General features: G+C 62.3%; 9 protein-coding genes and 2 riboswitches. Of the genes, 7 read left to right on the forward strand and 2 right to left on the reverse strand.

Annotated elements, in window-relative coordinates; all coding sequences use genetic code 11:
• Positions 1 to 61: 61 nt before the first annotated feature.
• Positions 62 to 1,183: a glycine cleavage system aminomethyltransferase GcvT gene (gene gcvT, locus AC07VH_RS13880; RefSeq protein ID WP_475414252.1), complete on the reverse strand. Its 1,122-nt coding sequence runs from the start codon at positions 1,181 to 1,183 to the stop codon at positions 62 to 64.
• A gap of 75 nt (positions 1,184 to 1,258) precedes the next feature.
• A riboswitch (glycine riboswitch) is annotated at positions 1,259 to 1,364 on the reverse strand.
• A 28-nt stretch (positions 1,365 to 1,392) separates the two neighbouring features.
• Positions 1,393 to 1,479, reverse strand: a riboswitch (glycine riboswitch).
• 169 nt (positions 1,480 to 1,648) lie between these two features.
• Here gcvT and AC07VH_RS13885 point away from each other — a divergent pair.
• The 7 genes from AC07VH_RS13885 (at position 1,649) to def (ending at position 11,712) form a co-directional block, all read left to right on the forward strand.
• Positions 1,649 to 2,221 carry an ATP-dependent Clp protease proteolytic subunit gene (locus AC07VH_RS13885; protein ID WP_489627840.1) on the forward strand — a complete coding sequence of 191 codons (573 nt, stop codon included), beginning with the start codon at positions 1,649 to 1,651 and terminating at the stop codon, positions 2,219 to 2,221.
• 162 nt (positions 2,222 to 2,383) lie between these two features.
• A complete protein-coding gene (locus tag AC07VH_RS13890; protein ID WP_475414250.1) occupies positions 2,384 to 3,019 on the forward strand; it encodes a phosphatase PAP2 family protein in 636 nt (211 codons plus the stop codon).
• A gap of 184 nt (positions 3,020 to 3,203) precedes the next feature.
• The gene (gene smc, locus AC07VH_RS13895) at positions 3,204 to 6,731 is read left to right on the forward strand and encodes a chromosome segregation protein SMC (protein WP_494789126.1); all 3,528 of its coding nucleotides are present in this window, start codon (positions 3,204 to 3,206) and stop codon (positions 6,729 to 6,731) included.
• Positions 6,728 to 7,894 carry a cell division protein ZipA C-terminal FtsZ-binding domain-containing protein gene (locus tag AC07VH_RS13900; protein WP_475414248.1) on the forward strand — a complete coding sequence of 389 codons (1,167 nt, stop codon included), beginning with the start codon at positions 6,728 to 6,730 and terminating at the stop codon, positions 7,892 to 7,894. Before smc ends, AC07VH_RS13900 begins: the two co-directional genes overlap by 4 nt.
• Before the next feature lie 14 nt (positions 7,895 to 7,908).
• Positions 7,909 to 10,260 carry an NAD-dependent DNA ligase LigA gene (ligA, locus tag AC07VH_RS13905; protein WP_494789127.1) on the forward strand — a complete coding sequence of 784 codons (2,352 nt, stop codon included), beginning with the start codon at positions 7,909 to 7,911 and terminating at the stop codon, positions 10,258 to 10,260.
• Between the two features lie 25 nt (positions 10,261 to 10,285).
• A complete protein-coding gene (gene galU / locus AC07VH_RS13910) occupies positions 10,286 to 11,179 on the forward strand; it encodes a UTP--glucose-1-phosphate uridylyltransferase GalU (RefSeq protein WP_475414246.1) in 894 nt (297 codons plus the stop codon).
• Complete coding sequence (def, locus tag AC07VH_RS13915; protein WP_475414245.1) at positions 11,176 to 11,712, forward strand: peptide deformylase; 537 nt, start codon at positions 11,176 to 11,178, stop codon at positions 11,710 to 11,712. Before galU ends, def begins: the two co-directional genes overlap by 4 nt.
• Positions 11,713 to 11,809: 97 nt before the next feature.
• On the opposite strand, the gene AC07VH_RS13920 is transcribed toward def, so the two are convergent.
• Complete coding sequence (locus tag AC07VH_RS13920) at positions 11,810 to 12,574, reverse strand: flagellar brake protein (protein ID WP_475414244.1); 765 nt, start codon at positions 12,572 to 12,574, stop codon at positions 11,810 to 11,812.
• Between the last annotated feature and the right edge of the window lie 125 nt (positions 12,575 to 12,699).

Genomic DNA, 12,699 nt, shown 5'->3' on the forward strand with positions numbered 1-12,699 from the left:
CCAGATGGTAAGTGTTCGTTATTGATTATGGTTGTACGGTCTTGCGGGCGGCTCTCATCGCTTACGCAGCCAGGATTTTACCGTTACGCACGAAAGGCAGCTTGACGACGGAAGCGGCCAGCTGCTTGCCGCGGATTTCCACGTGCACGGTGTCGCCCACGTTCACGCCGTTCGGCACGCGCGCGAGAGCAATGGCTTCCTGCATCGTCGGGCTGAAGGTGCCGCTGGTGATTTCGCCCGTGGCGTCGCTGCCGGCGATGATGACTTTTTGATGGGCGCGCAGCACGCCGCCTTTTTCGCGCAGGATCAGACCGACGAATTGCGCGTTCTGGCCCTTGGCCAGCAGGGCGGCCTTGCCGATGAAATCGCGTTCGCTGACCAGGTCGATGGTCCACGCCAGGCCCGCGTCGAGCGGATTGACGGTTTCATCCATGTCCTGGCCGTACAGGTTCATGCCTGCTTCCAGGCGCAGGGTGTCGCGCGCACCGAGCCCGGCCGGCTTGACGCCGGCGGCAGCCAGGGCGTTCCACAGCGCTTCCACCTGGGTGGCGGCCACGCCGATTTCAAAGCCGTCTTCGCCCGTGTAGCCGGTGCGCGCCAGCATGACTTCGCCGAAGGCCGTGTCCTTGACGATGACGACGTTGAACGGCTTGATGGCCTCGGAAGCGGCTTGCGTTTCCGGCAGCACTTGCCACACCTTGGCGCGCGCGTTCGGGCCTTGCACGGCCACCAGGGCCATCGGGTTGTTCGCATTGCGGCGTTCGGTAATCGTCAGGCCGCTGTTGGTGGCTGTATTTTGCTGTTGCATCCAGGCCACGTCTTTTTCAGCCGTGCCCGCGTTGACGACGAGGCGGAACCAGTTTTCGTTGAAGAAGTAGACGATCAGGTCATCGATGACGGTGCCTTCGGCATTGAGCATGCACGAGTACAGCGCCTTGCCCGACACTTGCAGCTTGTCGACGTTATTGGCCAGCAAGCCGCGCAGGAAGACGCGCACGTTCGGGCCTTCGATATCGACCACGCACATATGGGACACGTCGAACATGCCAGCGTCGCCGCGCACGGCGTTGTGCTCTTCGATTTGCGAGCCGTAGTTGACAGGCATGTCCCAGCCGCCGAAATCGACCATGCGGGCGCCGAGGGCACGGTGGGCGTTGTTGAGTGGGGTCGCTTTGAGCGTCATGGATTCCTCGGGACGAAGGTAAAGGGGGAAGTTAACAAAACATAGAATAGCCAAACACGGCTTTCCAGCGTGATCACTGACCCCCCTGTCCTTTGTACCTGAGAGATTACGGGGGCTTGCCCCGTGCGCCCCTTCGGTGGGCCGCCGGCATGTGCCGCGGCCGCTCTCCAGAGTTGAGCTAAAACGTGTCGCCAAAGCAACAGCTTCAGTCCGCCTGATCGGTCCTTTTGCCTGAGAGTTTTTGGGTAGTGCCCCTTCGGCGGCAACGCTGGGTTGCCCTCTCCCGATCAAGTGGGAGGAATATATGCCAGCAGGGTGTTTCTGTCAATCTGAAAAGACGTTGCCAAATTGCAGCAAAAGTCCCGGTTTGCGGGGCTGGGAGGGGTGCTGGCCCGGTGCAAAAGGGCGCCCGGCCGCGCGGGAATGCGCTATGATGAAATCCTGGCTTTCTTGCGGGTGCCTGCCATGAACACTACACAAAGCGAGACGCAAAACAACACCGAGCAGCACGGTTACTTTACCCTCTCGGGAGACGTCAACAGCGACATGGTGCGGCGCGTCTTCAATGCCGCCGCCGACATGACGGAAGACAAGCTCACCACCGCGCACATCCTGATCCAGTCCAACGGCGGCTACGTCAGCGATGGCATCTGTCTGTACAACTTCCTCAGCAAGTTGCCGCTCGACATCATTACCTACAACGCGGGCGCCGTGGCGTCCATCGCCGTCACCCTGTTCTTGTCGGGGCGGCACCGCCATGCCAGCGACACGGCCCGCTTCATGGTGCACAAGTCGCATGCGACAGCCTCGCCTGGTTCGCGCCCCGATGCGCTGAGCATCATCGTCGAGGGCTTGCGCGCCGACGACATGCGCACCGAGCGCATCCTGCGCGGCCACGTCAACCTGACGGACGAGCAGTGGCAGGTGCATGCGTATTCCGACCTGCACCTGACGGCCGACCAGGCGCTGGAAGTGGGCATGGTCGAATCGATCCGCGACTTTGCGCCGCCCAAGGGCAAGCGCCTGACGAATATCTGACGCGCCGCCGGTGGGGCATCCGCGAGAATATTTTCTTATGGCAATTTTCGAGGTGGAAATTGTAATGGAATGTAATTCTTGCCCGTAGTTGATGAAAACCCGGGTGCAAGCAGGGTCAGTCGTGGCATAGTGCACGCTGATCATGAAATAAGCGTAGGCACGATGACTTGGTGGAATGGGATTTCTTTTGCGGCCGACATGTCCGTGATGGGGCCGGCTGGCGTGGCGATCGCCCTGTGGCTGCTCGTGTCGCGGCAGTGGCGTCTGGTACTCAGCTGGAGCCTGTGGTACGGCGGCGGTCTGGCCCTCGTGGTGCTGTCGAAGCTGGCCTTCATGAGCTGGGGCGTGGGCAGCAGCACGCTCGACTTTACGGGTTTCAGCGGCCACGCCATGCGCGCCGGTGCCGTGTTTCCCGTCCTTATGTACGTGCTGCTGCAGCGGGCCGAACCGCGCTGGCGCCATGCCGGCGTGCTCGTCGGCGTGGCTTTTGCCGTGCTGGTGGCCATTTCCCGCGTGGCCGTGCATGCGCACAGCGTGTCGGAAGCCGTCAGCGGTTGCGTGCTGGGCCTGGCGTTGGCGCTGGGCTTCATGTGGAATGCCCGTGGCGCCGTCAATTTCGCCGTCAGCCATGCGCTGGCCCTGGCCAGCCTGGCGCTGATGGTGGTGCTGAGCTTCAAGGCCGAACCCATGCCGACCGAGCAATGGCTGCAAAAACTGGCCATGGTGCTGTCCGGCCATGAGCGCGTTTTTTCCCGCGCGGACTGGAAACTGGCGCAGGATGGCCGCCCGGCCCCCTGATCCGCTGCCAGCAGGCACCTGGCGCTACGGTTTTTTGGCCAGAAAAGCATCAGGAAATGGTATGATGAACCACTTTTTTTGCGGCGAGCGGCCAGGCTGCCGTCGCAATGGTGCATCTGAACTGAATATGAACCGGGTTCGCCGATAATTCAACCGCCAGCATAGGCCAGGAACTCTAAAACACGTGCGTCTCTCTTCCATCAAGTTGTCGGGATTTAAGTCTTTCGTCGATCCCACCAATTTTCAGGTGCCAGGCCAGCTCGTGGGCGTGGTCGGACCGAATGGCTGCGGCAAGTCGAACATCATCGACGCCGTGCGCTGGGTGCTGGGCGAGTCGAAAGCGTCGGAATTGCGCGGCGAATCGATGCAGGACGTCATCTTCAACGGCTCGACCCACCGCAAGCCGGCCGGCCGCGCTTCCGTGGAACTCGTGTTCGACAATAACGACGGCAAGGCGTCCGGCCAGTGGGGCCAGTACGCCGAGATCGCCGTCAAGCGCACCTTGACGCGCGACGGCACGTCCACCTATTACATCAATGGCCAGCCCGTGCGCCGGCGCGACATCCAGGACATCTTCCTCGGCACGGGCCTCGGCCCGCGCGCCTACGCCATCATCGGCCAGGGCATGATTTCGCGCATCATCGAATCGCGCCCCGAAGAATTGCGCGTCTTCCTCGAGGAAGCGGCCGGTGTCTCCAAATACAAGGAGCGCCGCCGCGAGACGGAAAACCGCTTGCAGGACACGCGCGAAAACCTGCTGCGCGTGGAAGACATCTTGCGCGAACTCAATGCCAACCTGGAAAAGCTGGAAGCGCAGGCGGCCGTGGCTACGCGTTTCCACGCCTTGCAGGCGGACCAGGAAGAAAAACAGAAACTGTTGTGGCTGCTGCGCAAGAACGAGGCGCAAAACGAGCAGACGCGCTATTTCCGCGAAGTGGAACAGGCGCAGACGGACCTGGAAGAGCAGACGGCCAAGCTGCGCAATGTCGAGCTGACCCTGGAGCAGATGCGCCAGGCGCACTTTGCCGTGGGCGACCGCCTGCATACGGCGCAAGGCCATCTGTACCAGACGAATGCGGAAATCGGCAGCCTGGAAGCGCAGATCAAGTTCGTCATCGAATCGCGCGCCCGCCTGCAGGCCCAGCTGGCCACCTTGACGGCCCAGCGCGACCAGTGGACGCAGCAGGGTAGCGAATACCAGGAACAGATCGAAGAGGCGGAATTCCATCTCGAGGAACTGGCCGCGAAGGTGGAACAGTCGCAAATGATGGCCGAGCAGAAGGGCGAGCAATTGCCCGAGCTGGATGCCGCCTGGCGCGCCGCCCAGAACAAGAGCACGGAATCGCGCGCGCGGATCATGCAGGCCCAGCAGCAGCTGGAACTGGAATCGGCGCATCAGCGCAACGCCTCGAACATCCTGGCCAGCCTCTTGAGCCGCCGCGAGCGCCTGCAGCAGGAAAAGAACAGCCTGAGTTTGCCCGACAGCAGCCACCTGGAAAACCTGAAACTGCAGCTGGAAGAAAAGCAGCAAACCCTGGAAGAGCAGGGTTTCTATCTGGAAGAGGCGCTGGAGCAGCAGCCCAAACTGGAACAGGAACGGGCCGAGGCCCAGGCGCAGGTCAATGCCGAGACGGCGGCCAATGCCCAGCTGGAAGCCCGTCTTTCCGCGTTGAAACAATTGCAGGAGCGGGTGCAGACGCAGGGCAAGGTCCAGCCGTGGCTGAAAAAGCACGAACTCGATACCTTGCCCCGTCTGTGGCAAAAGCTGCAGATCGAAGCGGGCTGGGAAGCGGCCATGGAGTCGATCTTGCGCGAGCGTACGTCGGCCCTGCAACTGTCGAATATCGATTGGGCCAAGGCCTTCTTTGCGGACGCGCCGCCGGCCAAGCTGGCCCTGTATGCGCCATCGACGGTGGCGCCGTTGCCGCTGCCGGACGTGCCAGGCCTGAAGCCGTTTTTGAACTTGCTGAAACTCAACGATCCCGGCTTGCGCGGCTTGCTGCAGGATTGGCTGTACAACGCCTACGCCGTGGAAGACGCGGCCGAGGCGCTGGCCGAACGGGCGAAATTGCCGCCGGGCGGCTATTTCGTCACGCGCGCGGGCCACGTGGTCACGGCCACCAGCGTGCGCTTCTATGCGGCCGATTCGGAGCAGGAAGGCATGCTGGGCCGCCAGCAGGAAATCGACAATATCGGCAAGCAGCTGCGCGCGCAGCAACTACTGGCCGAAGAGGCGCGCGCCCGTTCCGTGCGGGCCGACGCGGCCGTGGCGACGCTCACGCGCAACCTGTCCGACTTGCGCCTGCGCATACAGCAGCTCACTTCCTCCGTGCATACCCTGCAACTGGACGTGGTGAAACTGTCGGAAGTGGAAGCGCGTTTCAACCAGCGCAGCACGCAGATCGGCGCCGACCTGGCGGAAATTGCCGCGCAGGAAGCGGAGCAGCAGCAGATCAAGGCCGAATCGGAAGAGAAATTCGAACAGCTCGACATGGAGCTGGGCAACCTGCAGGAAGCACACGAAGACGGCCATACGGACTTCCTGCAAAAGGAACAGCGTCTGGCCGAGGCGCGCGAAGCCTTGCGCGACCTGGAACGGGCTGCCAAGGATACGGAGTACGCGGAAAAAGCCCACCGCGCGAAGATCGAGGAATTGCGCCGCAATATCGCCACGGCCAGTACGCAGGCCCAGCAAGTGACGGCCAGCCTGCAGGCGGGCGAACTGGAGCTGGCCAACCTGGAAAGCGGCGCGGCCGCCGACGGCTTGCAGGACTTGCTCGAGCGCCGCACGACGCAGGAGAAGGCGCTGGCCGACGCGCGCCATGAACTCGATCAGATTACGCAGCAGCTGCGCCTGTCCGAAGATGCGCGCACGCAATCGGAACGCAGTCTGCAGCCGCAGCGCGACAAGATCATGGAAATGCAGCTCAAGGAACAGGCCGCGCGCCTGAATCAGGAGCAATTCGCCCAGCAATTGCTGGAGTCGGGCGCCGACGAGGCCGCCTTGACGGAAAAACTGCATCCGGACATGCGTCCATCGTATCTGCAGGGCGAAGTGACGCGCCTGACCAACGCCATCACGTCCCTGGGCGCCGTCAACCTGGCCGCGCTCGATGAACTGGCGCAGGCATCCGAGCGCAAGAATTTCCTCGACGCCCAGAATGCCGATCTGACGGAAGCGATCAACACGCTGGAAGACGCGATCCACAAGATCGACAAGGAAACGCGCGACTTGCTGCAAGACACGTTCGACAAGGTCAACCACCACTTTTCCGAGCTGTTCCCCATCCTGTTCGGCGGGGGACAGGCCAGGCTGACCATGACGGGCGACGAGATTCTCGATTCCGGTGTACAAGTCATGGCGCAGCCTCCCGGCAAGAAAAATGCCACCATCCACCTGTTGTCCGGTGGAGAGAAGGCGCTGACCGCGACCGCATTGGTGTTTTCCATGTTCCGCCTGAATCCGGCGCCGTTCTGCCTGCTCGACGAAGTCGATGCACCGCTGGACGATTCGAACACGGAACGCTTTTGCCGCATGGTCAAGCGCATGTCCGACCAGACCCAATTCCTTTTCATTTCGCATAACAAGATTGCGATGGAAATGGCCCATCAATTGATCGGTGTGACGATGCAGGAGCAGGGCGTATCGCGCATCGTGGCGGTGGACATGGAGTCCGCCGCAAATTTTGCAACCGAGGCACAAGCAGCATGACAGACCTTCAAATTACCTTGTTCGGCGCCGGCGGCGTCTTTATCGTCGGCGTTTTCTCGTACAACAAATGGCAGGAATACAAGGCCAAGAAAAGCGTGGAGCGGGCTTTTTCCACCGACCACGACGACGTGCTGATGCGCGACGGCGATGCGCCGGCAGTGGAGGCCCAGGAACCCGTCCTGCGCCAGGAACCGCGTTTTGATGCCGCGCCCGCCGCCAAGGCGGAACCATCGTTCGGCGCACCGCCGGCTAGCGCCGTGCCGGACGCGCCCGTCCATACGGAACCGTCGCTCGGCGATGCCGGCGTGGAAGCGCCTCCCGCCGCCGCCGCGCCGCTGCAGCAGGAAGTCAGCGCCGCCAGCGAGCAGGCGACCAGCCTGGTCGACCCGCTGATCGATTGCCTGCTGCCCCTGTCGCTGGAAGCGCCCGTGCGCGGCGACAAGATCCTGCCCGTGCTGCAAACCCTGCGCCTGGTGGGCAACAAGCCCGTCCACTTCATCGGTTTGCACGTGAATGGCGACTGGGAACCGATCACGCATGGCGGTGTCTACACGAAGATGCAGGGCGGCGTGCAGCTGGCCAGCCGCAGCACGGCCCTGAATGAACTCGAATACTCGGAACTGGTCACGCGCCTGCGCGGCGTCGCCGACGAGATCGGCGCCGAGCCGGAAGTGCCCGATATGATGGAAGTGATGGCCGAAGCGCGCAATCTGCACCGTTTCGTGGCCGGCCACGACGCCCAGCTGGGCGTCAACCTGCATACGAATGGCGCGCCATGGGCCATTTCCACCTTGCTGTTCGCGCTGGAAAAGCAGGGCTTCGACGTGCGTCCGGACGGCCGTTTCGTCATGCCCGACGGCGACGGCAGCTATCTGTTCTCGCTGTCGACGAATGTCACCCTGGCCGAGGAAACGACGTCCCGCCTGACCCTGCTGCTGGACGTGCCCTGCGTGGCGCCCGCGCGCGACGGTTTCGGCGCCATGGTCGCTTGCGCCAAGGCACTGGTGGGCCGCCTGGACGCCACCATCGTCGATGATTACAACCAGGCCCTGTCGGACGCGGCGTTGGCCGAGATCGCCGGCCAGGTGCACGAGTTTTACCAGGAAATGGATGCGGCCGACATTCCGGCCGGTTCCACCCGCGCCCTGCGTTTATTTAGCTGAAGAATCCCGCAACAATGACTGATCCGATCAACCAGGACGCCGCAGCGCGGGTCCTGGCACTCACGGCCGAACTCAATCGGCACCTGCACGCCTACCACGTGCTCGACAATCCCACCATCCCAGACGCCGAGTACGACAAGCTGTTCGTCGAACTGCAGGTGCTGGAAGCGGCCCATCCTGACTTGCTGCAACCTGATTCGCCCACCCTGCGCGTGGGCGCGGCGCCCTTGCCGCAATTCGAGCAAGTCACGCACACGGTGCCGATGCTGTCGCTGAACAATGGTTTCACCGATGACGACATCGTCAATTTCGACCGCCGCGTGCGCGAAGGCCTGGGCCTCGATGCGCAGGACGTCGCGTATGCGGCCGAAGTGAAATTCGACGGCCTGGCCATCAACCTGCGCTATGAGCACGGCCTGTTCGTGCAGGCGGCCACGCGCGGCGATGGCGCCACGGGCGAAGACGTGACGGCGAATATCCGCACCATTTCCGGCATCCCGCTGCGCTTGCATGGCGACAAGATTCCCGCCTTGCTCGACGTGCGCGGCGAAGTAATGATGTTCAAGGGCGATTTTGCCCGCCTGAACGAACGCCAGCGCGAAGCGGGGCACAAGGAATTTGCCAACCCCCGCAATGCGGCGGCCGGCAGCCTGCGCCAGCTCGATTCGCGCATCACGGCGCAGCGCAAGTTGCGTTTCTATGCCTACGGCATCGGCGCCCTCGATGGCGCGGCCATGCCGGCCTCGCATTCTGCCTTGCTCGACTGGTACGAGACCTTGGGCATTCCCGTGTCGAAGGAGCGCCGTGTGGTGCAGGGCGCGCAGGGATTGCTTGCCTACTACGCCGATATCGGTGCGCGCCGCCCCGCCTTGCCGTATGAGATCGACGGCGTCGTCTACAAGGTGAACGCGACGGAAGACCAGCAGGAGCTGGGCTTTGTCTCGCGCGCGCCGCGTTTTGCGCTGGCGCACAAGTTTCCCGCCGAAGAAGCGCTGACGCAGGTGCTGGGCATCGACATCCAGGTGGGCCGCACGGGCGCCATGACGCCCGTGGCGCGCCTGGCGCCCGTCTCCGTGGGCGGCGTGACGGTGACCAACGCCACCTTGCACAATGAAGACGAGGTGCTGCGCAAGGATGTGCGCGTGGGCGATACCGTCGTCGTGCGGCGCGCCGGCGACGTGATTCCCGAAGTGCTGTCCGTGGTGCTGGAGAAGCGTCCGGAACCGGCGCCGCTGCCGTTCAAGATGCTGGAAGCGTGTCCCGTCTGCGGCTCGCACGTGGTACGCGAAGAGGGCGAGGCGATTGCCCGCTGCTCGGGCGGCCTGTTCTGCTCGGCGCAGCGCAAGGAAGCGTTCCGCCATTTCGCGGGCCGCCGCATGATGGATATCGAGGGGCTGGGGGAACGTTATATCGATACCCTGGTCGAACTCGAATACGTGCATGGCCTGGCTGACCTGTACAGCCTGACGCTGGAAAAACTGCTGGAAATGAAGCTGCGCGCCGACGAACGTGATGGTTCCACGCCGGAAACAGTGCAACAAGGCAAGATTCCCACCAAGTGGGCGGAAAACCTGCTGGCCGGCATCGAGGCCAGCAAGCGCCCGCCGCTCGAACGTTTCCTGTTCGCCCTGGGCATCCGCCACGTGGGCGAATCGACGGCGAAGACCCTGGCCGAGTGGCTGGGCAGTCTGGCCTATGTGCGGCAGGCGCCGGCCGCCTTGCTGCGCGTGCTGCCCGACATCGGCGGCACCGTGGCTGAATCGATTGCCGATTTCTTTGCCGAAGAAAAGAATCAGCAGGCGTTGCAGGCTTTGCTGGACGCGGGCGTCACGCCGCAGGGCGAACACGCGCCCAGCGCCAAGCTGCGCACGCAGCTCGAACAAACCACCTTGCTGGCCGCCATCGGCATCCCGAAGCTGACGGAGCCGCGCAGCAGGCAATTGGTCGAGCGGGGCGTGACCCTGGCCAGTCTGGCGGCGCAGGGCGCCAGCTTCCACGCGGGCTTGCCCGCCGCCGTGGCCGAAGCGCTGGCGCAATGGCTGGCCGATGAGGGTAATGTCAAGCTGCTTGGTCAACTGGACGCCCTGCGAAATGAATTACTGTCACAATTGCCTGAAATGCCAGCCGCTGGCGGTAAGCTGGACGGCAAGACCTTCGTTTTGACGGGCACCTTGCCCAACATGAGCCGCGACGAGGCAGCAGAGCTGATCGAGGCGGCCGGTGGCAAGGTCAGCGGTTCAGTGTCGAAGAAAACCAGTTACGTCGTGGCTGGCTCGGACGCCGGCAGCAAGCTGGCCAAGGCACAGGAACTGGGTGTGGCCATACTCGACGAGGCTGGCTTGCTGAACCTGTTGGTGCAAGACTAATTATTCAAAACATTACAGAAGACCCATGAAAAAAATCAGAAAAGCAGTCTTTCCCGTCGCAGGCCTGGGCAGCCGTTTCTTGCCTGCGACCAAGGCGCAACCGAAGGAAATGCTGCCCATCGTCGACAAGCCCTTGATCCAGTACGCAGTGGAAGAAGCGGTGGCGGCGGGCATCACGGAAATGATTTTCATCACGGGCCGCAACAAGCGCGCCATCGAAGACCATTTCGATACGGCCTATGAGCTCGAGTCGGAACTGGAAGCGGCCGGCAAGCGCCAGTTGCTGGAAATGGTGCAAAACGTCATTCCCAAGCACATCAATTGCATTTACATCCGCCAGTCGGCGCCGTTGGGCCTGGGGCATGCCGTGCTGTGCGCCCGTCCCGTGATCGGCGACGAGCCGTTTGCCGTCTTGCTGGCCGACGATTTCATGGATGTGGAAGAGGGCGTGCGCCCCGTGCTGGCGCAGATGACCGATGTCTTCCAGTATGAAAATTGCTCGCTGCTGGCGGTGCAGGATGTGCCGCGCGCGGAAACCAAGCAGTACGGTATCGTGTCGGCAAAGAATTATCAGCCCGATCTGGAGCTGGTTTCGGCCATCGTGGAAAAACCCGCGCCCGAAGAGGCGCCATCGACCCTGGCCGTGGTGGGACGTTATGTGCTGACCAGCCGCATCTTTAACCACCTGGAAAATATCGGCACGGGCGCAGGTGGCGAAATCCAGTTGACGGACGGCATCGCCGCCCTGATGCGCGAAGAGCGCGTGCTGGCTTACCGCTATCAGGGGCAGCGCTATGACTGCGGCTCCAAGCTGGGTTATCTGAAAGCAACGACGGCGATGGGCATGAAACATCCGGAAACGGGGGCGGCCTTCCGCACCTATCTGCAAGAACTGCAAGCGGCACTGGAAGCAAAATGACGATACGTGAAATTCTGAAGATGGGCGATCCGCGCCTGCTGCGGATGGCCGAGCCCGTACGTGAATTCGATACGCCCGAATTGCGTGCCTTGATCGCCGACATGTTCGACACCATGCATGCGGCTAATGGCGCGGGCCTGGCGGCGCCGCAGATCGGCGTCAACCTGCAGCTGGTGATCTATGGCTTCAAGCAGAACCTGCGCTATCCCGACGCGCCGCAAGTGCCGGAAACCGTGTTGATCAACCCCGTGCTGACGCCTTTGTCGGAACGCAAGGAAGAGGGTTTCGAGGGCTGCCTGTCCGTGCCCGGCCTGCGCGGCAGCGTGCCGCGCTGGAGCGAGCTGCACTATGAGGGCGTCGACCAGTTCGGCCAGCCCATCAGCCGCGACTGCGACGGCTTCCATGCCCGCGTGGTGCAGCATGAAGTGGACCATCTGCACGGCATCCTGTATCCGATGCGTATCGTCGACTTCACGCAGTTCGGATTTACTGACGTCATGTTCCCGGATTTGGACCCGAACGACGACGATTGATCGACACCTGCCTCATGACTGTGATCATCAAGTATAAAAATGGCCGCGCAGCATTAGCTGCGCGGCCATTTTTTATGCCTGGGGCAAACCTGCGAACCTAACGCACCTTGCGGCTGCTGCCCAGGTTGTCGAGCAAGGTTTTCAGCTCATCCTGCATGGCATCCGTCAGGTTCAGGAAGCGGCAGCCGATCTGCACCTGCTCGCCCAGCAGGAAGGAGCGGAAGGTGCGCGACAGGCGGATTTCCAGGTCGGCGATCATGACCTTGTCCGGCCCCAGTTCCAGGCGCACGCGCGACAGCTTGCGGCCCACGTACAGGCCCACCGTGTCGCGCGGATGGGCGCGCATGCCGATGCCGCCGGCCGAGAAATCATACAGCTGCAATTCATACGGACGGCCCTCGAGCACGAAGGCGGCCAGGTAGTACACGCCCAGCGGCGTTTCCAGGCGCGCCGATTCACGCCGTTCCAGCACCAGGCAATGGCTGGGGAAGTTCGTCAGGTAGACGTTCGGCCGCTCGGGATACGCTTGCCATTCGCCATTGATGGTGAATTGCAGTTTGGCGCTTTGCACCCACGACACAAACGTGGCGCCACCTGGCGGCAGGGTCGCGCCTTCATTGAGTTCCAGTACGAATTGCGGCAAGTCATCGTCGACGGACAGGATGCGCGCCAGGATGACGTCTTCGCCGCCCGTCGGGTAGATGGAAATGGCATCGCCGTTATCAGCCAGGCTGCACAGGGTTTCGCCGATATCCCACGGATCGCTCATATGGTGCGGCTTGGTGCCGGGCGCCATCGGCTCGGCCACGTCAGCCAGGCTGGGCGCGCCTTTGCGCAGGGGATTGGGGATGGGATCGTTCACGACAGCGTATCTCTTTTATTCTAATGGGGAATAGTGTATAGGTTTAAGGCAATATTTACTAAGTAAATCACAATAATTGATTTTATATCACTATATTCCTGTTGCTTATTTATATATCCTGGCCT

The organism is Janthinobacterium sp. GW821-FHT03C10, from assembly GCF_059420865.1.

What these genes read in the sequence shown, in the direction of transcription:
- gcvT (WP_475414252.1), bottom strand. Translation starts at nt 1,183, where the DNA reads ATGACGCTCAAAGCGACCCCACTCAACAACGCCCACCGTGCCCTCGGC.
- AC07VH_RS13885 (WP_489627840.1), top strand. Translation starts at nt 1,649, where the DNA reads ATGAACACTACACAAAGCGAGACGCAAAACAACACCGAGCAGCACGGT.
- AC07VH_RS13890 (WP_475414250.1), top strand. Translation starts at nt 2,384, where the DNA reads ATGACTTGGTGGAATGGGATTTCTTTTGCGGCCGACATGTCCGTGATG.
- AC07VH_RS13900 (WP_475414248.1), top strand. Translation starts at nt 6,728, where the DNA reads ATGACAGACCTTCAAATTACCTTGTTCGGCGCCGGCGGCGTCTTTATC.
- ligA (WP_494789127.1), top strand. Translation starts at nt 7,909, where the DNA reads ATGACTGATCCGATCAACCAGGACGCCGCAGCGCGGGTCCTGGCACTC.
- galU (WP_475414246.1), top strand. Translation starts at nt 10,286, where the DNA reads ATGAAAAAAATCAGAAAAGCAGTCTTTCCCGTCGCAGGCCTGGGCAGC.
- def (WP_475414245.1), top strand. Translation starts at nt 11,176, where the DNA reads ATGACGATACGTGAAATTCTGAAGATGGGCGATCCGCGCCTGCTGCGG.